At 41.6% G+C, this 26,146-nt stretch carries 21 protein-coding genes; 15 read left to right on the plus strand and 6 right to left on the minus strand.

Features of this window, described 5'->3' with window-relative positions:
* From ligA to B5354_RS03205, 9 genes are all read left to right on the plus strand, one after another.
* Positions 1–2,001, plus strand: coding sequence for an NAD-dependent DNA ligase LigA (gene ligA, locus B5354_RS03170; protein WP_079525838.1), 2,001 nt, complete (start codon positions 1–3; stop codon positions 1,999–2,001).
* A 62-nt stretch (positions 2,002–2,063) separates the two neighbouring features.
* Positions 2,064–3,209 carry a CamS family sex pheromone protein gene (locus B5354_RS03175; RefSeq protein WP_079525840.1) on the plus strand — a complete coding sequence of 382 codons (1,146 nt, stop codon included), beginning with the start codon at positions 2,064–2,066 and terminating at the stop codon, positions 3,207–3,209.
* Positions 3,210–3,771: 562 nt separating this feature from the next.
* Positions 3,772–5,322 carry an L-glutamate gamma-semialdehyde dehydrogenase gene (gene pruA, locus B5354_RS03180; protein WP_079525842.1) on the plus strand — a complete coding sequence of 517 codons (1,551 nt, stop codon included), beginning with the start codon at positions 3,772–3,774 and terminating at the stop codon, positions 5,320–5,322.
* A 310-nt stretch (positions 5,323–5,632) separates the two neighbouring features.
* On the plus strand, positions 5,633–5,782 hold the full coding sequence (locus tag B5354_RS20400; RefSeq protein WP_176142374.1) for a hypothetical protein: 150 nt from the start codon (positions 5,633–5,635) through the stop codon (positions 5,780–5,782).
* Between the two features lie 6 nt (positions 5,783–5,788).
* Positions 5,789–7,300, plus strand: coding sequence for a sodium/proline symporter PutP (gene putP / locus B5354_RS03185; protein WP_079525844.1), 1,512 nt, complete (start codon positions 5,789–5,791; stop codon positions 7,298–7,300).
* 221 nt (positions 7,301–7,521) lie between these two features.
* On the plus strand, positions 7,522–7,812 hold the full coding sequence (gene gatC, locus B5354_RS03190) for an Asp-tRNA(Asn)/Glu-tRNA(Gln) amidotransferase subunit GatC (RefSeq protein ID WP_079525846.1): 291 nt from the start codon (positions 7,522–7,524) through the stop codon (positions 7,810–7,812).
* A 15-nt stretch (positions 7,813–7,827) separates the two neighbouring features.
* On the plus strand, positions 7,828–9,300 hold the full coding sequence (gatA, locus tag B5354_RS03195; RefSeq protein WP_079525848.1) for an Asp-tRNA(Asn)/Glu-tRNA(Gln) amidotransferase subunit GatA: 1,473 nt from the start codon (positions 7,828–7,830) through the stop codon (positions 9,298–9,300).
* Positions 9,297–10,727: an Asp-tRNA(Asn)/Glu-tRNA(Gln) amidotransferase subunit GatB gene (gene gatB, locus B5354_RS03200; protein ID WP_079525850.1), complete on the plus strand. Its 1,431-nt coding sequence runs from the start codon at positions 9,297–9,299 to the stop codon at positions 10,725–10,727. The genes gatA and gatB overlap by 4 nt, the downstream gene beginning before the upstream one ends.
* A gap of 149 nt (positions 10,728–10,876) precedes the next feature.
* Positions 10,877–11,803, plus strand: coding sequence for a diacylglycerol kinase (locus tag B5354_RS03205; RefSeq protein WP_079525852.1), 927 nt, complete (start codon positions 10,877–10,879; stop codon positions 11,801–11,803).
* A gap of 144 nt (positions 11,804–11,947) precedes the next feature.
* Here the strand turns inward: B5354_RS03205 and putP (B5354_RS03210) are convergent, their stop codons facing one another.
* On the minus strand, positions 11,948–13,420 hold the full coding sequence (gene putP / locus B5354_RS03210; RefSeq protein WP_079525854.1) for a sodium/proline symporter PutP: 1,473 nt from the start codon (positions 13,418–13,420) through the stop codon (positions 11,948–11,950).
* A 550-nt stretch (positions 13,421–13,970) separates the two neighbouring features.
* Between putP (B5354_RS03210) and rlmD the strand changes: the two genes are divergently transcribed.
* Positions 13,971–15,350 carry a 23S rRNA (uracil(1939)-C(5))-methyltransferase RlmD gene (rlmD, locus tag B5354_RS03215; RefSeq protein ID WP_079525856.1) on the plus strand — a complete coding sequence of 460 codons (1,380 nt, stop codon included), beginning with the start codon at positions 13,971–13,973 and terminating at the stop codon, positions 15,348–15,350.
* 205 nt (positions 15,351–15,555) lie between these two features.
* Here the strand turns inward: rlmD and B5354_RS03220 are convergent, their stop codons facing one another.
* Positions 15,556–18,234, minus strand: a complete 2,679-nt coding sequence (locus tag B5354_RS03220) for a calcium-translocating P-type ATPase, SERCA-type (RefSeq protein WP_079525858.1) — start codon at positions 18,232–18,234, stop codon at positions 15,556–15,558.
* A 485-nt stretch (positions 18,235–18,719) separates the two neighbouring features.
* On the opposite strand from B5354_RS03220, the gene B5354_RS03225 reads away from it, so the two are divergent.
* Positions 18,720–19,226 carry a hypothetical protein gene (locus tag B5354_RS03225; protein WP_079525860.1) on the plus strand — a complete coding sequence of 169 codons (507 nt, stop codon included), beginning with the start codon at positions 18,720–18,722 and terminating at the stop codon, positions 19,224–19,226.
* 103 nt (positions 19,227–19,329) lie between these two features.
* Here the strand turns inward: B5354_RS03225 and B5354_RS03230 are convergent, their stop codons facing one another.
* A complete protein-coding gene (locus B5354_RS03230) occupies positions 19,330–20,496 on the minus strand; it encodes a DUF4317 domain-containing protein (RefSeq protein ID WP_079525862.1) in 1,167 nt (388 codons plus the stop codon).
* A 766-nt stretch (positions 20,497–21,262) separates the two neighbouring features.
* On the opposite strand from B5354_RS03230, the gene B5354_RS20405 reads away from it, so the two are divergent.
* The 4 genes from B5354_RS20405 to B5354_RS03245 all read left to right on the plus strand — a co-directional run bounded on the left by B5354_RS20405 (position 21,263) and on the right by B5354_RS03245 (position 23,634).
* Positions 21,263–21,421, plus strand: a complete 159-nt coding sequence (locus B5354_RS20405) for a hypothetical protein (RefSeq protein WP_176142394.1) — start codon at positions 21,263–21,265, stop codon at positions 21,419–21,421.
* Positions 21,422–21,561: 140 nt separating this feature from the next.
* A complete protein-coding gene (locus B5354_RS03235; RefSeq protein WP_079525864.1) occupies positions 21,562–22,728 on the plus strand; it encodes a TraB/GumN family protein in 1,167 nt (388 codons plus the stop codon).
* A gap of 203 nt (positions 22,729–22,931) precedes the next feature.
* On the plus strand, positions 22,932–23,336 hold the full coding sequence (locus tag B5354_RS03240; RefSeq protein ID WP_245804695.1) for an HI0074 family nucleotidyltransferase substrate-binding subunit: 405 nt from the start codon (positions 22,932–22,934) through the stop codon (positions 23,334–23,336).
* Between the two features lies 1 nt (position 23,337).
* Complete coding sequence (locus B5354_RS03245) at positions 23,338–23,634, plus strand: nucleotidyltransferase domain-containing protein (protein WP_245804696.1); 297 nt, start codon at positions 23,338–23,340, stop codon at positions 23,632–23,634.
* Between the two features lie 62 nt (positions 23,635–23,696).
* Here the strand turns inward: B5354_RS03245 and B5354_RS03250 are convergent, their stop codons facing one another.
* From B5354_RS03250 to B5354_RS03260, 3 genes are all read right to left on the minus strand, one after another.
* Positions 23,697–23,924, minus strand: a complete 228-nt coding sequence (locus B5354_RS03250) for a group-specific protein (RefSeq protein ID WP_079525870.1) — start codon at positions 23,922–23,924, stop codon at positions 23,697–23,699.
* A gap of 14 nt (positions 23,925–23,938) precedes the next feature.
* Positions 23,939–24,742, minus strand: a complete 804-nt coding sequence (locus tag B5354_RS03255; protein WP_079525872.1) for an alpha/beta hydrolase family protein — start codon at positions 24,740–24,742, stop codon at positions 23,939–23,941.
* A 351-nt stretch (positions 24,743–25,093) separates the two neighbouring features.
* Positions 25,094–26,143 (minus strand): homocysteine S-methyltransferase family protein, encoded by a 1,050-nt coding sequence (locus B5354_RS03260; protein ID WP_079525874.1) that lies wholly within the window; start codon positions 26,141–26,143, stop codon positions 25,094–25,096.
* Between the last annotated feature and the right edge of the window lie 3 nt (positions 26,144–26,146).

Below are 26,146 nucleotides of genomic sequence, written 5' to 3' on the forward strand. Positions count from 1 at the left end.
ATGAATCAGAACGAAGCACAAGAAGCCATCGAAGATCTTCGCAAAAAACTGAACCAGTACAACTATGAATATCACACGTTGGATAACCCTAGTGTATCGGACTATGAATATGATCAAAAGATGCGTGAACTGCTTGATTTAGAAGCGCAGTTTCCTGATCTCGTCACGGCAGATTCTCCTTCACAGCGTGTTGGGGACGAGCCTCTGGATGCCTTTCAGAAAGTGCGTCACAATGTCGCTATGCTCAGTCTCGGAAACGCCTTTAATGAACAGGAACTGAGGGATTTTGATCGGCGGGCTCGTCAAGGTACAGGGGAAGACGTTACGTATGTTTGCGAGTTGAAAATTGACGGTCTTGCTGTTTCGTTACGCTATGAGGAAGGCGTCCTTGTGCGCGGGGCTACACGGGGTGACGGTACAGTAGGGGAAGATATTACAAAGAATTTGCGTACAATTCGCAGCATCCCGCTTCGGTTGCAGCAGCCTGAAACCATCGAAGTGCGCGGTGAAGCGTTCATGCCGAAGAAGTCGTTTCTAACTTTAAATGAGGCACGCGAAAACAATGGTGATGAGCCATTTGCCAATCCAAGAAACGCAGCAGCAGGTTCACTAAGACAGCTTGATCCAAAGATTGCAGCAAAACGAAACTTGGATATTTTCCTATATGGAGTCGGTGAATGGCAAGGTGAAACAACACGTTCTCACAGTGAACGGCTGGAGGAATTAAAAAGCCTTGGCTTAAAAACGAATCCCGAATGGAAAAAGTGTAACGATATTGACGAAGTGATCGACTATGTTCATAGCTGGGTTGAGCGCCGTCCTGACCTGGACTATGAGATTGATGGTATCGTGATTAAAGTTGATCGTCTTGATCAGCAGGAAGCTCTTGGGTTTACAGCCAAAAGTCCGCGGTGGGCGACGGCCTATAAATTCCCCGCTGAAGAGGCTGTTACTAAACTTACCGATATTGAATTAAGTGTTGGTCGGACAGGAGTTGTCACCCCAACCGCTATCCTTGATCCTGTGAAGGTTGCCGGAACCACCGTTCAACGGGCTTCACTACACAATGAGGATTTAATTCGTGAGAAAGATATCCGCATTGGCGATACAGTCGTGATTAAAAAAGCCGGCGATATTATTCCGGAAGTTGTCCGAGTGCATACAGAAGAGCGTTCAGGTGATGAGGAGCCTTTTTATATGCCGGAACATTGTCCAGCTTGCGACAGCAAATTGGTACGACTGGAAGAAGAAGTGGCGTTACGGTGCATAAATCCTAACTGTGATGCTCAGCTTCAAGAGGCTTTAATTCACTTTGTTTCACGAAATGCCATGGACATTGAAGGGTTAGGGGAAAAAGTAATTATCCAGCTTTTTAAGGAACAATTGATCGATAACATTGCAGACCTTTATCGATTGGAAAAAGAAGAATTACTTAAGCTTGAGCGCATGGGTGAAAAGTCGGTTGATAATCTACTGACTGCTATTGAACAGTCAAAAGAAAATTCACTAGAGCGTCTTTTATTCGGTTTGGGAGTCCGTTATGTCGGAACCAAAGCGGCTAACACACTTGCTCAAGAATTTGAAACGATGTCGAGCCTTATGGACGCGGATGAAGAAAGATTGGTTCAAGTTCCTGAAATCGGAGAAAAAATGGCTGACTCTATCGCCCGATATTTTTCCAAACCTCAGGTCATCCAGTTGTTGGGTGAATTGGGTAACCTTGGCCTAAATATGGATTACAAAGGACCGAAGAAAAACGATGGCCCGGAAGACTCTCCTTTTAAAGGAAAAACGGTCGTTCTTACCGGGAAGATGGAGAACTATACACGGTCTGAAGCTAAGAATATCGTTCAAAGTCTGGGAGGTAAAGTGACCGGCAGCATTAGTAAAAGTACTGATCTGTTAATTGCCGGAGAAGATGCTGGCTCAAAATATACGAAAGCCGAACAGCTTGGTGTTACGATTTGGAATGAAGAAGAATTTGCAAAAGCTTTAACATAAGAGGAGTAGTTTTAAAAATTACTGGTGATTTCTTGAACTTCTCCTAATAGGGAGTGGAATAAATGAAGAAGCTGCACATGCTTTTACTTAGTAGCTTGCTTCTTGTAAGCGCATGTACACCTGTTTACGATAATGCGGATGAAGTGGTTCGTGAAACAGGAAATAATAATAGCGATCAGTCAGCCATCATACCTAACTATAGTCTTTCCGACCAGACCTATCGGATGATATTGACAGAAGACAGTGCGAAAGTTTCTTCTGCTCCTGGTGTAACGACCAATCAGATGGATAATCGGTTAGATATTGCAGCATTTGAAAATGGCCTGCGCCGTCATTCAAAAGAATATTACAATCCTGAGAAATATTACTTTCAGCCAGGCCAGACCCTAACTGATTCAGAGCTGTTAAGCTGGCTGTCGCGCAAGTCGGAGGATAACCCTGAAGGATTGAATCCAGAGCTAAATGAAGATAAAGCATCTGAAAAAGATTTTCGCAGCAACCCTCGTTACATTTCAAATATTATCGAACAGGATTATCTCGTTCGAAAGGAAGATAATGTGGTGGAAGTAGCGGGCGTTACAATTGGAATATCCATGCGGACAGTGTACAATTTTACTGCAGATGGGCGAGAGTACTCAGAAAATCTATCAACTGAAAAATTATTAGCAAAAGGGAAAGAATACGCTAATATTATTCTGAAGCGACTTCGTAAGAAAGAAACGCTTCAAGGAGTTCCGATCGTATTTGCGATTTTTGAAGAAGAGCGCGATAACGCAAAAACTGCCGGGAATTTTATAAGCAAGACATACGTGGAAGCCTCGGAAAATTCGATAGGTGATTGGAAGTCAATACAAGAGAATTATGTCCTTTTCCCTTCAGATGAAGCAGAAGAGAACTACTTCGATCATGCTAAGTTGTTCTCTGATTTCCGGGTTCAGGTATCGGATTATTTCCCGAATTTCGTAGGTATGATTGCTAATGGGTTTTATATTAATGAAGAGCTCAAAAAGGTGGAAATTGACATTCCGATTCAATTCCGCTCACAGTCCGAAGTTGTAGGTTTTACTCAATACATCTATAGTCTCGTGATGGAAATGTTTGAAGATCATTACACTGTTCAGGTTAGGATTAACAGTATGGATCAACAGGAAAGTCTCATCGTTAAAGAACCCGGGAACGATAAACCATATGTTTATATTTATGACTAAAGATTAGTGGGTAAGGTCATCAACGGATGATTTTACCCACTATTTTTCTTTTTAGAGTTATAGTGAGAAGTGAAAGAAAGCTCGACAAGGCTCTAGGATTTTGAATTGCTTGGGTATAACTAAATCTTTTAAGTGCTAAGACGAACGATATGCAGTTAATGCGGAGAAAATATACGGAGACTTCTGCGGGAGGAAAGGCCTAGGTGAGACCTCGAAGTGCTTCAGCACAAGAAGGCTGTAATAACAAGGAAGTTCGGTTAAAACCGGCACGTCCTATGCCAACACCGAACGACCCCACTACGCGCAAGGGCCGCGCGAAGCAAAGTATATTTTCGTAGCGGTTTAAATGCACAGTTCTGATTTTCATCTGCTAAAACACTTTTGTCCCAGCCTCTCCTTTTTCGCTAAAATATGTTGTGAAATACCGGCATTGAGGAAGGATATAGTTTGAAGTTAATAAGTAGTTACGATAAAATAATTTTTGGAAGCGCTTAAATTGGTAATTTTCAAACAATTTATACAGCTTCAAACCCCATAACTCATTACAGGAGGTTGTTTTAGCATGGTCGTACCATACAAACATGAACCATTTACTGATTTTAGCATGGATGAGAATCGTAAAGCACTGGAGGCTGAAATAAAAAGTATTGAAGCTGAACTAGGCAAGGATTACCCTCTAATTATTGGTGGAGAACGCATTATGACAGACAACAAAATTGAAGTTGTCAATCCTGCCAATAAGAAAGAAGTTATTGGTTATGTTTCAAAAGCGAATCAGGATCTCGCTGAAAAAGCTCACAAAATTGCAGATGAGACTTTTCAATGGTGGCGCAAGACGAAGGCGCAATTCCGTGCGGATATTTTGTTCCGTGCAGCGGCCATTGTTCGCCGCCGTAAACATGAATTTACGGCCCATCTTGTAAAAGAAGGCGGAAAGCCATGGAAAGAAGCAGATGCTGATACAGCGGAAGCGATCGACTTTATGGAATATTATGGGCGTCAAATGCTTGAAATCGATAAAGGAGTAGAGATAAACTCCCGTCCTATTGAAAACAACCGTTTCCATTATATTTCCCTGGGAGTCGGGGTCGTGATTTCACCATGGAACTTCCTGTTTGCCATTATGGCAGGGACTACAGTGGCTTCGATGGTATCAGGAAATACAGTATTGCTTAAACCAGCGAGCTCCACTCCAATTATTGCTTATAAAATGATGGAAGTGCTTGAAGAAGCAGGTCTTCCTGCTGGTGTTATCAACTATATTCCTGGCAGCGGAAAAGAAGTAGGAGATTACCTCGTTGATCATCCGCGCACACGTTTTGTCAGTTTTACAGGTTCACGCGAAGTAGGGACAAGAATTTTCGAACGAGCTGCCAAAGTCCAGCCAGGTCAAAAGTGGCTGAAACGTACGATTATCGAAATGGGTGGGAAAGATACCATTGTCGTGGATAAAGAATCTGATTTAGAACTGGCTGCTGAAGCGATTACGTATTCTGCTTTTGGATTCTCGGGACAGAAATGCTCGGCCTGTTCACGAGTAGTGGCTCACGAAGACATATATGAGGAACTTCTAGATAAAGTGGTTAGCAAGACGAAAGAATCGATTACTTACGGTGATCCTGCAGCTCATGACACTTACATGGGGCCGGTTATTGACCAAGCTGCTTACGACAAGATCTTAAGCTACATCGATATTGGAAAAGAAGAAGGAAAACTGCTAGCTGGAGGTAAGGGAAGTGACAGTAAGGGCTGGTTTATTGAACCGACTGTTTTTGGCGATTTAGAACCCGATGCAAGAATTATGCAAGAAGAAATATTCGGACCAGTCGTTGGCTTTACAAAAGCGAAATCTTTTGATGAAGCGATTGATATCGCCAACAATACTGATTATGGTTTGACCGGTGCAGTCATTTCAAACAATCGTTCACACATTGAACAAGCCCGTGAAGACTTCCAGGTCGGTAACTTGTACTTTAACCGCGGCTGTACAGCGGCTATCGTCGGGTACCATCCGTTTGGAGGATTCAACATGTCGGGTACGGACTCTAAAGCTGGCGGACCAGACTATCTGATTCATCACATGCAAGGCAAGACAACTTCTGAAATGCTGTAATTAACATGAGTAAGAGAACCTCTTTCCTTACATTGACGGAAAGAGGTTCTTTTGAATGGAATTTAAGTGTGCTTTAAATTTATTTATAGTAATTTTTATTTATGAAATTTGATGTATAGATATTGTTCGTGAGTATCGAATATCCATATACAATTAACAAATCTGCATAAAAATACAAAATAGGCTAAATAACCTAACTTTTTGCAATGTTTCAATTAATGTACTATGATATAGTAGTACCTATGTTTGACTTTTTCTGCTTCTGTGACTTTGGGACCAGAAATGTTTTTTGCATAGGAGTGCATAAAATTTGGGAAGCGGAGGTGAGATCGTGGTTGAACTATTATCAATTGCAGCTCAATATTCTATTGCCGGACCAACGTGGTTTTGGTTATTTGTACCAATGCCAATCTTAATTATTCTATCAATTATTACACTATTTACTAAAAGGAGCGAATAATAAAACATGGATATACCAACGTTAATTACGTTTATTGTTTACTTAGTCGGTATGCTTTTAATTGGATTTGCTGCATATCGTTTAACAAGTGATTTATCAGATTATGTATTAGGTGGACGTCGATTAGGCCCTGGAGTAGCCGCACTTAGTGCCGGTGCATCTGACATGAGTGGTTGGTTATTATTAGGACTGCCTGGTGCTGTTTATGCTTCTGGTTTGTCTGGAGCTTGGATCGGGGTAGGACTTGCTATTGGCGCCTACTTAAACTGGCAGTTTGTGGCACGTCGTCTGCGTATTTATACTGAGGTCGCAAAAGATTCTATAACGATTCCGGATTACTTAGAAAATCGTTTCCACGACAGTTCTCATTTATTACGTGTTATTTCTGCATTTGTCATCCTGTTATTCTTTACCTTCTATACTTCCTCTGGTATGGTGGCCGGTGCAAAATTGTTTCAGGCCTCATTTGAAATAAGTTATACACAGGCTTTATGGATTGGTGCAATTGTTACCATTTCTTATACCTTCTTAGGTGGGTTCCTGGCTGTTAGTTGGACAGACTTTGTTCAAGGAATTCTAATGTTCTTGGCACTTATTGCAGTTCCAATTGTCGCCATTCAGCAACTTGGTGGCTGGGGGTCTGCAGTGGACGCTGTAGGGAATATTGATCCGACTCATTTAAACATGGTTCAAGGAGTCGGAGCCTTAACCATTATCTCCTCGCTTGCCTGGGGGCTCGGATATTTCGGTCAGCCGCATATCCTTGTACGTTTTATGGCGCTTCGTTCACCTAAAGACGTGCCGAAAGCCCGTTTTATTGGAATGGGTTGGATGATTATCGGTCTTTATGGAGCAATCTTTACTGGTTTGTTCGGACTTGCCTTTATTAATACACAGGACCTTGCTGGTTTAGCAGGATTCGGTGTGGAAATCGTATCTCAAGACGGTATGCAGATGCTTGCAGACCCTGAAAAAATCTTTATTACTTTTTCTCAGATTCTATTCCACCCTGTGATTGCAGGTATTTTATTAGCAGCGATCCTTTCTGCGATTATGAGTACCATTGACTCCCAATTACTTGTATCTTCTTCTGCATTAGCAGAGGACTTCTATAAAGCGATTTTCCGTAAGAACGCCTCTGAGCGTGAATTAGTTTGGGTTGGTCGTGTGGCTGTTGCCACTATCGCTCTAATCGCGATCCTTATTGCCGGTAATCCGGGAAGTTCTGTACTTCAGCTCGTATCTTATGCTTGGGCAGGATTTGGTGCAGCATTTGGACCATTAATTATTTTATCCCTGTTTTGGAAGGGAATTACTCGTAATGGTGCGCTAGCTGGGATGATCGTTGGTGCGGTTACAGTAGTTGTTTGGGGAGATTTCCTAAGCGGAGGAATCTTTGATCTTTATGAGCTTGTACCCGGGTTCTTGTTCAGTTTGATTGTAACTGTACTAGTAAGCATGGCTGGTACGCCTTCTAAAGAGATTATTGCAGAATTCGAAGAAGCGGAACGTCGCTAAGTCAAAATAGAAAGATCCCTCGTCCTTAGGCGGGGGATCCTTTTTTTGGGAAAAAGTTATATTGTGTACACTACATTTCAGGTTTTCCCTTTTTCTAGGGTTAAGACAACCTTCTTGGATTTATGTTAAAATAGGAAAAGTGAAAATAGATACGTTTGCTTAACAAATAAGCTTTTTGGTATGATCATATATTATGTGTGTCCGAATGGAGGTAACAAAAAATGTCCCGTATTAGCAAAGATGAAGTAAAACATGTGGCCCATTTAGCACGCCTTTCCATTAATGAAGAAGAGGCGGATATGTTTACGAAACAGCTTGACGATATCATTATGTATGCCGAGCAATTGAATGAGCTGGATACAGAAGGAGTCGAGCCGACCACTCACGTTCTTAATTTACAAAATGTGATGCGTAAAGATGAGCCGAAGAAGTGGATTACGAAAGAAGAAGCACTGAAAAATGCACCAGATAAGCAAGATGGTCAATTTAAAGTACCATCAATTTTGGAATAGGAGGGAGGCGTAATTATGGCTTTATTTGACTACACTTTACGGGAGCTTCAAGAGAAGCTACATAACAAGGAAATCACAGTAACCGATCTTGTTGATGAATCCTATCAGCGTATTGAGGAAGTTGATCATGCAGTGAAAGCCTTCCTTACTTTAAATAAGGAAGCTGCTCAAAAGCAGGCCGCTGAACTTGACGCTGCACGGGGTAATGATGCAGCCAAGCTATTTGGGTTGCCAATTGGTGTGAAAGATAATATTGTCACGAAAGGTTTACGTACTACAGCGGCAAGTCAGCTGCTGCGTAACTTGGAGGATCCACTGTATGATGCAACAGTTGTACAAAAATTAAATGAAGCAAAATCAGTCACAATCGGGAAGTTAAACATGGACGAGTTTGCGATGGGTTCCTCTAATGAGAACTCAAGCTATACCGCAACTCGTAATCCATGGAACACCGATTACGTTCCAGGAGGATCAAGTGGCGGCTCAGCTGCAGCCGTTGCAGCGGGAGAAGTACCTTTTTCGCTCGGATCAGATACAGGCGGGTCGATTCGTCAGCCGGCTGCTTTCTGTGGAGTCGTAGGTCTGAAGCCAACGTATGGCCGTGTGTCCCGCTTTGGTCTTATCGCTTTTGCCTCCTCACTTGACCAAATTGGACCGATTACCCGTTCAGTAGAGGACAATGCCTTCTTACTAGAAACGATTGCCGGCCATGACAAAATGGACTCTACATCAGCTGATGTGGAAGTTCCTAAATATACTGAATCCCTAACTGGTGATGTTAAGGGCTTAAAGATCGCCGTCCCTAAAGAGTACTTAGGTGAAGGTGTGACTCCAGAAGTTAAAGAAGCTGTACAAGCTGCTCTTAAAAAATACGAAGAATTGGGTGCGACATGGGAAGAAGTATCTCTTCCACATTCGAAATATGCAGTGGCAACTTATTACCTGTTGTCTTCATCTGAAGCTTCTGCAAACTTGGCTCGCTTTGACGGAGTTCGCTACGGAGTACGTACTGATAATGCCAAGACGATGCTGGATATGTTCAAAAATTCACGTTCAGAAGGCTTTGGCAACGAAGTGAAACGCAGGATTATGCTGGGAACTTTCGCGCTTAGTTCCGGTTATTATGATGCGTACTATAAAAAGGCCCAGCAAGTCCGTACATTGATTAAAGATGACTTTGAAAAAGTGTTTGAAGATTATGATGTGATCATTGGACCAACAACTCCAACACCAGCCTTTAAAGTGGGCGAGAAAATCGATGACCCGCTAACGATGTATGCGAACGATATTCTAACTATTCCTGTCAACCTTGCTGGCGTACCGGGAATTTCTGTGCCGTGCGGCTTGTCTACAGATGGCCTGCCAATCGGACTGCAAATCATTGGCAAGCATTTTGATGAAAGCACAGTTTATCGTACAGCACACGCCTTTGAACAGGCGACAGACTTCCATAAACAACGCCCGTCCCTTGGAGGTGCGCAATCATGAATTTCGAAACAATTATTGGACTAGAGGTCCACGTTGAACTTAAAACAGAATCTAAAATTTTCAGTCCATCTTCCAATATGTTTGGAGATGAACCGAACTCGAACGTTAACCCGATTGACTTAGGGTATCCAGGTGTTCTGCCTGTCCTCAATGAGGAAGCAGTTAATTTTGCTATGAAAGCCGCGATGGCCTTGAATTGCGAGATCGCAGCCGATACGAAGTTTGATCGTAAGAATTACTTTTATCCGGATAATCCGAAGGCCTACCAGATTTCTCAATTCGACCAGCCAATTGGGGAAAATGGCTACATTGATATTGAAGTAGATGGCGTTAAAAAACGGATTGGGATTACAAGGCTTCATATGGAAGAGGATGCAGGTAAGTTGACCCATAGTGATGACGGCTATTCTCTCGTCGATTATAACCGTCAAGGTACACCTCTCGTAGAGATTGTCTCAGAACCCGACATTCGTACACCTAAAGAAGCATATGCTTACCTTGAGGCGCTAAAGAACATCATCCAATATACAGGAGTCTCAGATTGTAAGATGGAAGAAGGTTCACTGCGATGTGATGCCAACCTGTCTCTGCGGCCGATTGGACAAGAAGAGTTTGGAACAAAGACAGAGCTCAAGAACTTAAATTCATTCTCTTTTGTACAAAAAGGGCTTGAGTTTGAAGATAAGCGCCAGGAGAAAGTTCTTCTTAGCGGCGGGGAAATTTTACAAGAAACGCGTCGTTATGATGAACAGACGAAAGAAACGATTCTGATGCGAGTTAAAGAAGGATCAGATGATTATCGTTATTTCCCTGAACCGGATCTTGTCCGTCTTCATATTGATGAAGCGTGGAAAGAACGGATACGTGAACAAATTCCAGAGCTCCCTGATGCCCGTAAACAACGTTACATCGAAGAACTTCAGCTTCCAGCCTATGATGCTATGGTCCTGACCAACAATAAAGAAATGTCGGATTTCTTTGAAGATACGATCGCAAACGGCGGTGATATTAAGCAGTCTTCCAATTGGCTGATGGGTGAAGTTTCTGCTTATATGAACAAGCAGCAGAAGGAATTCGGTGACTTAGCACTGACACCGCAATCCCTTGCCAAGCTGACAAAGTTAATTGAAGATGGAACAATCTCTTCGAAAATCGCAAAGAAAGTATTTAGTGAACTCGTTGAAAAAGGCGGCGACCCTGAGAAGATCGTGAAAGACAAAGGTCTCGTGCAAATTTCTGATGAAGGACAGCTTAAAGAAATCATTACAGCGATTCTGGATAACAATCAGCAATCCATTGAAGACTATAAAAATGGTAAAGATAAAGCACTTGGTTTTTTAGTTGGACAAGTGATGAAGGAAACAAAAGGTCAGGCAAACCCGCCTATGGTCAATAAGATCATCCTTGAAGAAATGGATAAGCGTTAAGGTTTCTGGTCAAAAGCACGCACTAACCCTGCGTGCTTTTATATGGCAGGGCAGTTATTTCTTTGTGCCCTCTAGAAAAAGTGCTTGCAAATTTTAGAAAAAAGACTATGATGTAATTTGGAGCACACCTGGATGAAGGAGGGCTTACTATGCAACGTGCCCGAATAATATATAATCCGACATCAGGAAGAGAAGTTATCAGAAAAGTTCTCCCTGACATTTTGCAGCGATTCGAACAAGCTGGTTATGAAGCATCTACCCATGCGACAACATGTGCCGGAGATGCAACTGAAGCAGCTAAGATCGCCGTCGAACGCCAATTCGATGTCGTTGTGGCTGCAGGTGGGGATGGAACGATTAACGAAGTCATTAATGGCGTAGCGGAACAGCCATTTAGACCGAAGCTTGGTATTATTCCAGTCGGAACTACTAACGATTTCGCGCGAGCACTTTATGTCCCGCGTAATATTCATAAAGCCGTTGACGTCATTTTAGAGGGCTATTCAACTCCGCTTGATATAGGCCGTGTCAATGATCAATATTTTATGAACATCGCTGGCGGAGGAAAGATCACCGAGATTTCCTATGAAGTCCCGAGTAAACTCAAGACGATGGTTGGCCAGCTTGCATATTATTTAAAGGGGATGGAGATGCTTCCATCGATCAAGCCTACGTATGTTGAAATGGAATATGATGGCAAGCTGTATCAAGGTGACATTATGCTGTTCCTCGTCTCTAATACGAATTCAGTTGGCGGACTTGAGAAACTGGCACCTGAAGCGCAAATGGATGATGGTTTATTTGACTTAATGATTATTGAGAAAATGAACATCGCTGAATTTGTGAGACTGGCTACATTAGCCATCCAAGGAACACACTTGAACCATCCGAAATTCATTCATAAAACTGCGAGCCGGATAAAAGTGAAAACAGAAGAGAAAATGCAGCTTAATATTGATGGTGAATTTGGCGGGCTCTTGCCAGGAGAATTCGTTAACCTGTATAAGCATATTGATTTTTTTGTGCCAGAAGAAAAATTTTCGCATGATTATGAGGATGAGTTGAAGAGTGACTGATTTCAAACCGCCTCAAGCCTTTGTTTATTACAAAGGCTTGAGGCGGTTTTTCTTATGAGAGGGCGAGCCTCGGGTTCTGGAAATGTTTCCTTAAAAACCTCATGTGTCATCATTTCTAATGACACATGAGGTTGATAGTCACTATTAAGCTTTTTCCATTTTTGCCTTATACTCGTCATATTCTGATTGAACTTCTTGTGGTGGTTCTTTACCAAGAAGACTGACGATAATAATGGCAAGACCTGCAAAGATGAAGCCAGGGGCTAATTCGTATAATTCGAAAATACCTCCTGATAGCTGCTTCCAGATAATGACGGTAGCAGCACCGACAATAATCCCGGCTAGTGCGCCATTTCTAGTCATGCGTTTCCAGAATAAGCTCAGGATGATAACAGGACCAAATGCAGCACCAAACCCTGCCCATGCGTAACTTACAAGTTCGAGCACTTTACTATCACGGTCATAACCTAATAAGACAGCAAGAAATGCGATTCCTAGCACGGCGATTCTTCCTACAATCATTTCTTCTTTCTGACTTGCGCTCTTTCTAAAGATGGCCTTATAGAAGTCTTGCGCTAAGGCACTTGAAGATACAAGCAGCTGTGAATCCACTGTACTCATAATTGCTGAAAGAATAGCGGCGAGTAGGAAACCGGCTACCCATGGGTTAAAGAGAATCTGGGAGAACATGATAAATACTGTCTCAGAGTTCTCAAGCGGGGCGTCAGCAAAGAAAGCGATACCTGAAAAGCCGACAAGAATGGCACCAAATAGAGAGATAACCATCCAGGACATACCGATAAGGCGTGCCTTTGGAATGTCTTTTGTTGATCTGATCCCCATAAATCGCACAATGATGTGTGGTTGTCCAAAGTAACCCAGTCCCCAGGCAAGCAAGGAAACAACGCTTACAAACGTAGCACCAGAATAGACGTTAAGATAAGAAGGGTCCATATTTCCGATAGTATTAACCGTTTCATTCCAGCCGCCAAGCTCTACAATGGCAACAATCGGGATAATGATTAAGGCTAAGAACATTAAGATCCCTTGAATAAAGTCTGTCCAGCTTGCTGCAAGGAACCCGCCAAACAAAGTATAAGAAAGGATAACAGCCGCTCCTACCCATAAGGCAAGTCTGTAATCCATACCAAATGAACTTTCTAACAGTATTGCTCCACCTACAAGACTAGATGAAGTGTAGAAGGTAAAGAAGACTAAGATGATTACTGCAGAAATAACACGAAGTATTTTTGAATGGTCACGGAAACGATTTTCAAAGTAATCAGGAACCGTAATGGAATCATTAGAAACCTCTGTATACACGCGGAATGGTTTCGCAACAAATTGCCAGTTCAAATAGGCACCCATTGCCAAACCTACGGCAAGCCAGATGGAGCCCATACCACTTACATACATAGCACCAGGTAAACCAAGCATGAGCCACCCGCTCATGTCAGAAGAACCAGCACTTAAAGCGGCTACTCCTGGAGTTAATCGTCTTCCACCTAGTACATAATCTGATAAGTTACTGGTCAGTTTTGCGGCCAAATAACCAATTATTTGCATTCCAACTAGATAAATTATAATCGCAATTAGTGTCTGATAATTGATATCCATTGTTTTATTAGCTCTCTCCTCTTTCTTTAAAGTAGGTAATAATTGATAATACAATTAATAACGGCATTGGGATTAGCAGCCAACACCAAGTTGCAAGGGTTAGATCAAAATCCACATCGACACCTCCTTGATCACTTGTTTCCATGTATCACTTGTTATGTGTTTAGTTTGAACAAGCTGCCAATATCCAGTGATCAACACTTTTTTAAATCTGTTTATTGGCTGTGGATGTTAGGCAATAAAAGCAAACACGTTTTCAAACATAACATAATAAAAAGGACAGAACATAGAGAATAATAAAAAAAGTGAGATATATTGCATAAATACTCAATATTTTATATTTATTTGAGATATTTATGATTATATATGCATAATTACTTATAAAATTAATTTACATAAATTATTTAGTTTTTTGTTACTTATATTATCTCCCGATTCTCACAACAATACATATATAACTTAATTTGTTCGGGCGTATTTTGCTTTTCGCAAACGGAATTAAATGTGATAAACTTTGAACAGCAAAGAAATGTAAAGGACGGATCAAAATATGGCCAAACCAAAGCCACCCGTACAAAAAAATGAAACCATTCAACTCACATTTGAAGACTTGACCCATGAAGGAAATGGAGTGGGCAAAGTCGATGGTTACCCCTTGTTCGTTCCCTACGGTCTTCCTGGAGAGACAGCTAAAGTAAAAGTGGTAAAGGTCAAGAAGAATTTCGGTTTCGGCAAATTGTTGGAAGTAGATGCAACAAGTGAAGAACGCGTTGAACCGCCATGCGATGTGTTCTATCAGTGCGGCGGCTGCCAGCTTCAGCACATGAGCTACAGCATGCAGCTTGACATGAAACGCAACCAAGTGAAAAACGCCATGAAGAAAATTGGACATCTCGACCAAGTTCCCGTTCATGAAACAATTGGGATGGACGACCCCTGGCGCTATCGCAATAAAGTGCAAATCCCTGTTGGTCAAAAAGAAGACGGACAGTTGATGACCGGATTTTATCAGAAGCGCAGTCACAATATCATTGATATGGACACCTGTTTAATCCAGGATGAAATGAATGATCGTATGGTCGAGTCCGTAAGACGTATTGCCAGCCGCTTAGGCATCGATGCGTATGACGAAGAATCTCATCGCGGAGTATTACGGCATATTATGGTACGAACTGGTCAAAGCACAAAGGATATTATGATTGTTCTCGTTACACGGACGAAGAAACTTCCTTATAAAGAGGAACTGATTGATGAATTGCGCGAGGCATTTCCTAATGTAAAATCAATTGTTCATAACATCAACAGTGGCCGAACTAATGTGATTCTTGGAAAAGAAACCAAGGTACTCTGGGGCGATGAGTACATTTATGACACAATCGGCGACGTGAAATTTATGATCTCGCCAAAATCTTTCTACCAAGTAAACCCGACCCAAACGAAAAAACTCTATGATCAAGCATTGCAGTATGCTGATTTGCGCGGCGGGGAAACCGTGATCGATGCGTATTGTGGGATCGGAACTATTTCATTATTTTTAGCCCAAAAAGCGAAGAAAGTATATGGAGTGGAAATCGTTCCCGAAGCTGTCACGGATGCGAAGAAAAACGCTCGGCTCAATAAAATGGACAATGCGGAATTTTATGTAGGAAAAGCAGAGGAGATTATGCCATGGTGGCGTACACAAGGATTGCGGCCAGACGTGATTGTCGTTGATCCGCCAAGAAAAGGCTGCGATGAGGAATTGTTGAAAGCCATGCTTGATATGGAACCGGAGCGGATTGTTTATGTGTCCTGTAATCCGTCGACGCTTGCGCGTGATCTGCGTGTACTTGAGGATGGGGGTTATGAGACGAAAGAGGTTCAGCCTGTAGATATGTTTCCGCAGACGGCTCACGTGGAGTGTGTTACTTATTTAACCCTTGAATCATAGGATTTTATAAAAGTGAAACGAGTGAGAGCCGAGGTGCAAATAAGGAACCTAAGAAGTAATAAAACAGCAAATATAAGTGAAAAAACTCCCTAATCGATATGGTATCTTTTAGGGAGTTTTTAAAATATATTATCATATTGTTTTAATGATAGAGAAGGTAACAGTAATTGTTGTTGTAAAACTGGATAATTAAGTTCCTATCTATTTATACCTGCTTATCAGTCTTAATAAAACCTCCCGGCAAAACTGTCGGAATTGATGCTAGACCGACAACCAACAACCACTGCAACATTGTTAATGGTGTTGTATGGAATACAGGCTGAAGAGGTGGATAGTAGATTACCACAAGCAAAAGTAGCACTGAGGATAGTACAGCTCCAATTAAATATTTATTTCCAAGTGGATTTCGGTGAAAAATTGATTTTTCTGACCGACAATCGAAGACGTGAATGAGCTGAGCCATAACTAATGTAGCAAAAGCAGCCGTTTGGGCAGTTACCAGACTATCAGGATTCCTTTGATAGACGGATATAAAGGCAACAAGCGTAACAATTCCGATCAAAAACCCTCTACTAACGATCTTCCAGCCTAACCCCCGTGCAAAAACGCCTTCATTTACAGGACGTGGCGTACGTTTCATTAGGTCACGTTCCGGCTCATCCATACCAAGGGCCATCGCAGGCAGTCCGTCTGTAACTAGATTCACCCATAGAATTTGGATCGGTACAAGCGGTAATGGAAGCCCCATAAGCATGGCAAAAAGCATCGCTAAAATTTCCCCTACATTTGATGCGAGCAAATACCTGATGAATTTGCGAATATTTTCATATATATTTCTTCCTTCTTTTACAGCAGCTTTTATGGTTGAAAAATTATCATCACTTAAAATTAATGACGAAGCTTCTTTGGTGACATCTGTTCCTGTTTTCCCCATTGCAATTCCAATGTTCGAAGCTTTAATAGCCGGGGCATCATTCACCCCGTCACCGGTCATAGCGACGACATGCCCTTTTTTCTGTAAGGCCTTAACGATCTTTAATTTATGTTCCGGGGATACACGTGCAAACACGTATACTTCTTCAATTACTTCCTCCAATTGATCAATTGACATTTTTGATAAGGTCTTGCCATCGATGACCTTACCTCCTGGAGGCAAAATGTTCAATTCTTTTGCAACCGCTTTGGCCGTTCCTGCATGATCTCCTGTAATCATTACTGTTTTAATACCTGCTGATCGACACTCTTTAATCGATTGTTTCACCTCTTTACGGGGCGGATCGATCATTCCCTGGAGACCGAGAAAAGTTAGCCCCTGCTCTGCCTCTTTTTGGGAAGAGATGGTTTCAAAATCGTTCAACCTTCGAAAAGCAACAGCGATTGTTCTTAAAGCTAAACTTCCCATATTATGAATTTCGTTATTAACTTGTTTTGTATGCCTGGCTGAAAGGCGTTCTTGTCTTTCCTTCCAAATAATCCGTTCGCTTTTGGTCAGAACAACATCTGGGGCGCCCTTTGTAATGACAAAACGTTCTCCCTGGTTGGACTCTACCATCACGCTCATCATTTTCCTGTTCGAATCAAAAGGAAATTCCTGAATGACCTTGAAGCTATTTTGAAGCTGCTCATTTGTGATACCAGCTTTCATCGCTACCACCGCAACTGCGCCTTCAGTCGGGTCCCCTTCAAGGACATATTGCTCATCTTTCAACCTTATAGAAGCATTATTGCAAAGCATCCCGAACGTTAATAATTGCTGCAGTGACGGTTCGCGGTCAAGCAAAACTTCCTTGTCCTTATCATACAGCTTACCGGTTGGGTGATAACCTGTTCCTGCTGCCTTCCACGTTTTACCGCCGCTCCACAGTGTGGTTACCGTCATTTCGTTTTGTGTTAATGTTCCTGTTTTATCTGAACAAATCACAGTTGCGCAACCGAGCGTTTCTACTGAAGGAAGTTTACGAATGAGAGCATTTCTTCTAATCATTCGCTGTACGCCAAGGGCGAGCGCAATGGTAACGATTGCTGGAAGCCCTTCAGGAATGGCTGCGACAGCAAGTGAAACCCCCGCTAGAAACATTCTGTACAGGTCGTGTCCCTGCCAAATTCCTACAATAACAACAAGCGCTGTTAACGCAAGAGCGGCTGTAATCAGAATTTTACCGAGCTGTTGTAACCGCTGTTGCAGTGGGGTCATCAAGGATTGTTCAGATTGTAATAGATTGGCTATTTTCCCCATTTCCGTTTTCATTCCGGTTGCCACAACAATGCCTAGTCCTTTTCCTCGTGTTACCATTGTCCCCATGAAAGCAAGGTTTTCTTGATCACCGATAGACAAATCCTCTCCAGATAAAGATTCGGAACGTTTCTCAACCGGCATCGATTCACCTGTCATGGCTGATTCTTCAATATACAAATCGCTGCAACTGATGATCCGTGTGTCAGCTCCGATGCGATCGCCGCTTTCGAATTTGATCACATCACCGGTAACAACTTCTTTTGCAAGGATCTTCTTCCACTCCCCATCCCTTTGCACCGTCATCTGAGGGGCGGACAATTCTTTGAGCGCTTTCAATGATTTTTCAGCTTTTCTTTCTTGAACGAAACCAAGTATCCCATTTACTAAAACAATAATAATAATCGTAATTGCATCAAGGTATTCTCCTAAAAAAATAGAAATGACTGTTGCTGCTAGTAAAATAATGACCATGAAATCTTTGAACTGTCCCAGAAATATAGTAAATGCTGATTGACTCTCTCCTTCATCTAGTTCGTTATATCCTGTTTTGTTTAGCCGTTCATCGGCTTCAGCAGTACTTAAGCCTGTTTGATGGTTTGTCCCTATTGTTTGTTCAATTTCTCGTATCGACTGCCTATACCATTCCATCTTTACACCTCCATAGATATTTCTATACAAACTATCTATATTCAGACGACTTGATAGATATGATGCCTATTATGAGTAACCTTTATCTCTGGTCATTAGATTAGGACCATACTATTTAGCTAGACACAATTTTGGTTAAATTGCGCTGATCATAGTGATTGAACCTGTCTAAAAATAAGCTATGCAGAAATCTATTTCTTTAATCATCACTTCAATAAAATATAGATTCCACTTATTTTTACATATGTGGAATGAGTGACATGGTTATGGTTGGAGTACAGAGTAAAATGAACGGACATTGGTTGGGAAAAGAAATAGAGGAAATTGATGAAATCAATTAGCAAGGGTTGGTGAATTGGAAGAGTAAAAACAGGAGTTCAATAAAGAGCTTCTGCTTTTTCAATTTATTTAAGGAATATTTAAGAATTAGATAAGAGATGATTTCTTTTTTCTTTCTATGATTAATAATGAAAGGAGTTGTTTGAATGAAAACGAAATTAACAGGTCTATCGATTGGATCCCATTTGTGGGTGCAATGGATTATGCTCGGAAGTATTTTGCTGGATACCTTCATGGTTTATCCGAATATTTTTCACAATATCCCTCATTCCTTTGAGGTAGGGATGGATTTCATGGAGGTGGCCAGTCCGCACACATATTTTCCTCCTCTGGGATTAGCTAGTATCATAACAGGTGTTTTTGCATTACTATTTGGCTGGGGTTATAAACGTGCAAGAGTATGGCTGTTCTTAAGTATAGTGATGATAGTACTTGAAGGAGCAATATCCATCATTTTTGAATGGCCGAGGAATGAAATCATGTTTATCGAGGGAGCTGAGGTACATTCAGTAGAATTTCTTAAACAGATCGCCAAAGAATTCTTAGTGGTTCATTGGTTTCGGGTAGCTTTTAATGTATTAGCTTCTCTATTTATCTTTGTCGGTTTCTTGAAGTTTTACAGGGGCACTTTGTTAAAATCAAATCAATCTTAATACACTCTCTACGACTCTGGCTGTGTGCCAGAGCTTTTTTACTATATAAAATAAGGGGAGAGGACCGAAATGAGTTGGTTCAGTCCCCTTCAGAATCATTCCTTCACTCACCAAAAGCTTCCGGAAGCATTTTAAATCCATCTATTTCAGCATCTTCTTCCACTTCTATCATAATGCAGCGTTTGCCCTTATAGTTTACTTGCTTTACGTATTGCAGGTCCTGAGGGCTGATTGCGATGTTGGCGATTTTCGTGTTGATTTTGATCGATTTTGATTTGTATTTAGGGACGATGCTGCTTGCTTTCAACTCGTATGATTCATCATCAGTGATTCTTTGAAAAGCGGTTTTTACTTTTTCACTATCGACTGTTTCACCACTCTGAGTTAACACACGTTCTACGTCCTTATAGTCGAGCTTTGGTGCGGTGTCCTCTTCATTTTCCTCGACGGTACGATTGATTTCCCCATAGACATTCGCGAGGGTGGAGGGGTTGAGTTGATCTCCTACAACGTCCTTGATTACCTCCTCGAACACGGCTTTGTCTTCTTTCGCCGTCATAAACTCTTCCCCGTTTAAGACGTCTTCAATAAAACGGTAGTCAGGTTCATTAGCTTTACCTGCAGCGTAGAGAACGTGATTCACATCGGAGGCGCCATCTGTGATGCAGGGAAACAGAAATCCTGTCATCGGGTTCTTGAGATCAATGACCGGGTCGACTTCAATTTTGTACTTGAATTCTTTCTCCACATAATCGAACTTTATTTCCTTTTTAGGTTCTTGGGTCTGGTTGATGCTGCAAAGAATAAAAGGATTGGAATAAACAGCGTCCCGCTCACTTTCCTCAGTTTCTTCATTACGGCGTTTCATTGGTTTCATATATTCAGCGCGAATGAAGGTAATGACGACATCCTTTTCATACGGATGGTCTGTGATCATTTTTTCTGTCATCTGCAGCATCTGTTCTTTCCAGTCTTCGATCTCATTACTTAGCAAACCTTTATGTAAAATGAGCTGACTGTGATTTTCAGCGTCACGTTTAAATTTTAATTCAAATAATTTTTCATCCAGCTGCCCCGTCAGCACTTTTTTGAAATTATTCATAAAAAGCTCCTGCTGATCTCGGTCTAGCATTTCGAACGGCTGGCTCTGGTGATGGTAGATGTCCGTTGATTCTTTCATAATATATACGTTAAAAATGTCTGAGACCTTCAATAAATCATTGTCTACTTTTAGTTGTCTGCGTATGCCGGCTAAGTCTTTTTTGTCCATTGACGTTCACTCCTAAGTTGGTCGGATATGATCATTTTATTTTAACATATGCTTCACATCAATACGGAGGCACTGATATTAAGGGAGCGCGCGAACAGTCAGGCCCAGTTACATAGTCATACCGCCGTTAAAGAGGGAACAGAGATATATAAATAACGTCCTATCGGGGAGCGATAAACCCCTGACTCGTGGGGATAGCTTCTTAACGCGAGGCGATAACGCCTTAACTGTTAGCCATAGTGTCCTATCTCAATAAGATAACTCCCTAACGGTAAATTTGAAGCTATTCAATGAGGCTTATGGTATATTTTCGCGATTGGGTTTGGCCGAAGTTATGGGAGCAACTTTCCGAGAGTAATCTTCTAGCTACCTTTGTGGAAGAAAGACATGCAAATCTCCTGAATTGCGGATTGGTGATCATATCAGAAATAAGCAGCTGATAATCTTGCAATGTTCTTAAGTGAGCATCCTTAGATTTATAGCCACAATTAAGGCAGTACCAATGATCACGCTTACGGAGCATTGGATAGGTGCGGCATTTCGCACATTGTACCCCCATGATCAAATCCTCAATAGTTAGGTCGAAGCGCTTAAGAATAGCTCCTCCGTGCTTTACTAACACTGGCAGATAAGATCCTAACTCCTGGTGATAGCGTCCTATCTTAATTAGATAGTGTCTTAAGGTAGTATTGATATTTTTTTATTGTTTGAGAAGTTGAAAAACAAGTAATAAGATTCTATTAGATAAAAAAAGGGGGAGAATTAAATGTTTATCGGAGTGTTTTTCTACTTAGCGATCATCCTATTGATTGCCTCTATCATAAGATGGATTAGAATGATCAAAATTAATAGCGATATACAAGTACGTCAGAACGAGAAAATTATAGGATTGCTGAACAAAATCAAAGAGAAAGAAGATATATGAGTAGCCGATCATGACACCATGTATTCTTATACTTATGAGTTGGATACAGTTTTATAATAACAACCTAATATTGTATAATAGTAGAGATTATCGTAATTAGGTTTTACATATACGACAGGATTATAAAGGAAGATTAATTAATGTCAGAGGAAAATATTACGAGATTACAAATAGGTGAGAAAGAATTGATCTTAATTGGTACAGCCCACGTCTCGAAACACAGTGCAGAGCAGGTGAAGGAAGTCATCGAAGCAGAACAGCCGGACTCTGTTTGTGTGGAACTTGATGAACAGCGTTATCAGTCGATCAAGGACGGAAACAGCTGGAGAGACATGGACATTTTCAAGGTAATTAAAGAAAAGAAAGCAACTTTGCTGTTAATGAACCTTGCGATTTCTTCCTTCCAGAATCGTATGGCCAAGCAATTCGGCATTAAACCAGGTCAGGAAATGATTCAAGGGATTGAATCAGCTCAGGAAACTGGGGCTGAGCTTGTTCTTGCTGATCGGAATATTCAAATCACGTTTGCTCGTATTTGGCGGGGGCTCGGATTGAAAGGCAAAGCGATGCTGCTTACCCAAGTGGTTGCCAGTATCTTTAGCAAGGAGAGCATTTCTGAAGAAGAACTGGAGAAGATGAAGGAGAAAGATACGATTAATTCTGTCTTGAATGAATTCGCGGAGGCGTTTCCTAAACTGAAGCGACCACTTATTGATGAACGAGATCAATTTTTAGCACAAAAAATAAAAGAGGCACCAGGCAACAAGGTAGTGGCTGTGCTCGGCGCTGCTCATGTTCCTGGTATTAAAGAGGAAATAAAGGAAGAACATGATTTAACACGCTTAAATGAACTTCCGCCAAAGTCAAAGGCCCCTAAGGTTATTGCCTGGACGATTCCGGTTATATTAATTGCATTAATTGCTTTTACCTTTAGCGCAGATCCGTCGGCAGGACTTCAACAGACGATCAGTTGGGTATTATGGAACGGGACCTTGTCGGCAATAGGAACCGCGATTGCATTAGGACACCCGCTTGCGATTCTTACAGCTTTTGTGGCAGCACCGATTACCTCGCTTGATCCGATCACAGCTGCAGGGTGGTTTGCAGGTTTTGTACAGGCGTATTTTGTACGACCAAATGTTGGGGATTTTGAGAGAATTTCAGATGATGTTCATAGTGTAAAAGGATTCTGGAGAAATAAAGCTACTCGTATTTTACTTGTCGTCGTGCTGGCGAATCTCGGCAGTTCGCTGGGAACATTTATTGGCGGGGCAGATGTCGTGCGATTGTTTATTGAAAATATCTAATAGAAGATGCACTTGGGGCTAATCTTGTAATTTCACATACAGGTTAGCCCAACTTTATTTTGTTACTCCAATTAAATTAAGGTTATAATGCTATTAAAAGTGGAAGTTGATAAGGGGGATAAATACCTCAAACTCTCATAGAGGTGTCACGGTTGGGTTGGAGCAATTATAGTTGTAAAAGATCAAAAAGGAGGATGATATCGGTGGATAATTTAGAGAGAAAAATCAATCAAAGTATGGCTAACCTTGAACAGGCTATAACTAGATTAGAAGAAGCACTGTCTGAAGACCAAAGCAATAGTCTCATCGTTGATGGCACAATTCAACGTTTTGAATTTACTATTGAACTATATTGGAAAACCCTCAGAAGACTGTTGCTGTCCGAAGGTATTGAAACAAAGACTCCTAAAGAAACATTAAAACCTTCATATAAAGCTGGCTGGTTACAAGATGAACAGGCATGGTTGCAAATGCTTAAAGATCGTAATGAGACTTCACACATATATAATGAAGAAACGGCGAATCAAATTCTAGGTAATATTAATAGCTACTTTCCAGAAATGTTGTCAACGTTTAAGGTATTAAGAAAGAGATATGAGGATAAATAGAGTGATTCCTATAAGTATAATAGAACAAATTACTATCATTGCAGATAACTTCAGTACAATAGACAGGATTCTTTTGTTTGGGTCAAGGGCATATGGAGATCACCAAGAAGATTCGGATATTGACCTTGCTGTAATAGCGCCCAGGATGCAGCAGTTTGAATGGCTTGATTTCTCCGACGAAATTGAAGATAAAGTGGAGACTTTGTTGAGTATTGATCTTATCAAGTGGGAAGGCGCTCCTGAAACTCTGCAGCAAGAAATAAACAATTGCTATCAAATAGTCTATAGTAGAAACTGAACTATTCTCACAAAAAGAAGAGGCTAACCTTTTGCATGTAAAAGGTTAGCCCCTTCTATTACCTAGTCTATCATTTTGATTAATAGAACATTTCTATCTTCTTGTTCAGTCTCAGATGAGAGATCATACTTTTTCAAAAGATGGAATAAATCATTTAGTGTTTCCTGATCGTGTTCTCTTCGCAAAAAGGCTTGGAGCCCGTCAACCAAATGGTTTGGCAAAAACTGTTCCTGACTTTCGAATTTATTCACCACATCAGCATGAGAATGATCAATGTTACATTTCCCCATTTACGTCATCCTTTCTACAAGTTTGATATAAGTGTTTCGACTTCTTCTCGAACAACTTTCCAGGCAGCGGTAGTCGTATCGGTTAACATAAAATGCTCAGCTTCCGGCAGTCCTACATATTTAACAAAATCACCAGCTTCCTGGGCTTCACGGTAATAGTGGTCACTAATGCCGATCGGAACATTGATGTCCAGTGCACCGTGGATCAATACTTGAGGCACATCTAAAGGCAGCAGTTCGATAGGGGAAGCATCATGGTAACGGATAGGTTGTTCTTCTGGAGTGCTTTGGAGCAGCTCAGCAGTTGGGTTATTGGGTTCCGCAGATAAAGCCTTTTCCCGAAATTGATGTACGTCATACATACGCTCCAGATCACTTACACCTGCCAAACTGATGGCTCCGGAAATCGCGAGGGGATGGTACGTAGTATGAAGTTCACTGTTTTCTGGTAGATAATGGCGGGCAGCAAGCCATAAAGCCAGATGTCCTCCAGCGGAATGACCGATCGTAATAACCCGGTTTAAATCTAGCGGATATGTATTAGCAAGGGTTGTAAGATAGTCACTAGCATCAGCCGCATCTGTGAGCGTACCTGGCCATGCGCCACCTTCTTGGCCAACACGACGATATTCAATATTCCAAGTTGCGATGCCGTTTGCCGTTAAGTCTTCAGCTACCTGTGTCATATTATCAAGCCGAAATGGTTCCCGCCAAAAACCACCGTGAATAACAATGGCGACGGGATGAGGGCCTTCATAATCAGGAAGGCGTAATTCACCAAATTGATTTTCATTTTCTCCATAAAAAATTTTTTTCATAACATCACCTCATTGTTAGTATGCCTGTATATATTATCGCACATTTCAGAGCAGCTAAGCATCATGAGTATGTGGGTCGTCGAATCGTGAGGAGGAGGTGTTTATCCGCGAAAACTTCGATATTACCGCGAAAATTAAAATATATCCGCGAAAATTAATAGTTAACCGTTAAAATGAAGATATATCCGCGAATCGTCTTATCCCAGCAAATAATAGCTCCCATAGCGTGATTTTCGAGAGGAGACTGCGAATATAGAGTGCGGTATTCTCCACTACGCATAAAATACTTATAGAGAAAAACAACAAGCTGAAAAATCCTGCGACCCTCTTCAGATCGCAGGAGCATTCTTCTTATGCTTTCGTTTTATAGGAAGTGATATGAGGTTGTAACGTATCATCTGATCCAAACAAAAAGTGTTTTTCCATATCTGGAGAGTAGGTTGAGTTTACTGTGGTGCGTCCAACGGTTTCTGCAACCTCTCTCAGCATGCTCGGGGATGCCCCGCAACACAAGCCAATATAGTTAATACCTGCTTCATGAGCAGTCTTTGCCCACTGGGCTAGCTCGTAACGATTACAATAGAGCGGGTCTAATGAAGTTGGAAATGTCGTCTCTGTGGGAAGATTGCAAGCACAACCCCCGTCGGGTAAATTGAAGAAGGTAGGATGTTCTTCGGTTGTTCGGTAAGGAATGGGGAGCGCTCCGACATAACCATCTACCGTGTCACGAATTTTCTCTACATAAGGCTGCATAGTGGCTGGACCGCGGAAGCAGTTCATGCCGACAACTAATGCGCCTTGATTTTCTAGTAAGAGACAGGCTTCTTCGACGGTGTAGCCATCCCGAAGAATATTTTCGCCCATGAGTCCGAACGTGATGACAGCAGGTAATTCTTGTTTAGTGATTTCCTCCAAGGCAATTTTAGCTTCCTCATAATAATAGAAGGTTTCTGCGTTTACAAAGTCGACACCTTCGTCCTTGCACCATCCGACCATTTCAGCAAACATATGGCGGACACTGTCTATGGATTGTGGATCGCCAGGGTTAAATAAGTTTGTATTTGAAATATTACCTGCCACCAGCGCTTCCTCTTCTGGATGCTCCTTCGCTACTTCTTTTGCCAGTCGAATAGCCTGGCGATTTAAAGGCTCTAGTAAATTTTCTTTACCAATGATGCGCATTTTTTCACGATGTGCATTGTACGTGAAAGCTAAAACGACATCTGACCCTGCCAACATATAATCACGGTAAGTCTGTTTTAAGGCTTGAGGATTTTCGAGTGCGACTTCAGGTACAAACGAGCCTGCCTGTAAATATCCGCGCCTTTCAAGTTCAAATAAATATCCTTCCCCGCAAATCACCGTGCCATCCTGTAGACGCTGTTCTAATGTTCTTTTCATAGT

The organism is Halobacillus hunanensis, from assembly GCF_900166655.1.
Taxonomy (GTDB): domain Bacteria; phylum Bacillota; class Bacilli; order Bacillales; family Halobacillaceae; genus Halobacillus_A; species Halobacillus_A hunanensis.

What these genes read in the sequence shown, in the direction of transcription:
- rlmD (WP_079525856.1), top strand. Translation starts at nt 13,971, where the DNA reads ATGGCCAAACCAAAGCCACCCGTACAAAAAAATGAAACCATTCAACTC.
- gatC (WP_079525846.1), top strand. Translation starts at nt 7,522, where the DNA reads ATGTCCCGTATTAGCAAAGATGAAGTAAAACATGTGGCCCATTTAGCA.
- B5354_RS03255 (WP_079525872.1), bottom strand. Translation starts at nt 24,742, where the DNA reads ATGAAAAAAATTTTTTATGGAGAAAATGAAAATCAATTTGGTGAATTA.
- B5354_RS03175 (WP_079525840.1), top strand. Translation starts at nt 2,064, where the DNA reads ATGAAGAAGCTGCACATGCTTTTACTTAGTAGCTTGCTTCTTGTAAGC.
- B5354_RS03225 (WP_079525860.1), top strand. Translation starts at nt 18,720, where the DNA reads ATGAAAACGAAATTAACAGGTCTATCGATTGGATCCCATTTGTGGGTG.
- gatB (WP_079525850.1), top strand. Translation starts at nt 9,297, where the DNA reads ATGAATTTCGAAACAATTATTGGACTAGAGGTCCACGTTGAACTTAAA.
- B5354_RS03235 (WP_079525864.1), top strand. Translation starts at nt 21,562, where the DNA reads ATGTCAGAGGAAAATATTACGAGATTACAAATAGGTGAGAAAGAATTG.
- B5354_RS03250 (WP_079525870.1), bottom strand. Translation starts at nt 23,924, where the DNA reads ATGGGGAAATGTAACATTGATCATTCTCATGCTGATGTGGTGAATAAA.
- B5354_RS03260 (WP_079525874.1), bottom strand. Translation starts at nt 26,143, where the DNA reads ATGAAAAGAACATTAGAACAGCGTCTACAGGATGGCACGGTGATTTGC.
- putP (WP_079525844.1), top strand. Translation starts at nt 5,789, where the DNA reads ATGGATATACCAACGTTAATTACGTTTATTGTTTACTTAGTCGGTATG.
- gatA (WP_079525848.1), top strand. Translation starts at nt 7,828, where the DNA reads ATGGCTTTATTTGACTACACTTTACGGGAGCTTCAAGAGAAGCTACAT.
- pruA (WP_079525842.1), top strand. Translation starts at nt 3,772, where the DNA reads ATGGTCGTACCATACAAACATGAACCATTTACTGATTTTAGCATGGAT.
- ligA (WP_079525838.1), top strand. Translation starts at nt 1, where the DNA reads ATGAATCAGAACGAAGCACAAGAAGCCATCGAAGATCTTCGCAAAAAA.
- putP (WP_079525854.1), bottom strand. Translation starts at nt 13,420, where the DNA reads ATGGATATCAATTATCAGACACTAATTGCGATTATAATTTATCTAGTT.
- B5354_RS20405 (WP_176142394.1), top strand. Translation starts at nt 21,263, where the DNA reads ATGTTTATCGGAGTGTTTTTCTACTTAGCGATCATCCTATTGATTGCC.
- B5354_RS03230 (WP_079525862.1), bottom strand. Translation starts at nt 20,496, where the DNA reads ATGGACAAAAAAGACTTAGCCGGCATACGCAGACAACTAAAAGTAGAC.
- B5354_RS03205 (WP_079525852.1), top strand. Translation starts at nt 10,877, where the DNA reads ATGCAACGTGCCCGAATAATATATAATCCGACATCAGGAAGAGAAGTT.
- B5354_RS03220 (WP_079525858.1), bottom strand. Translation starts at nt 18,234, where the DNA reads ATGGAATGGTATAGGCAGTCGATACGAGAAATTGAACAAACAATAGGG.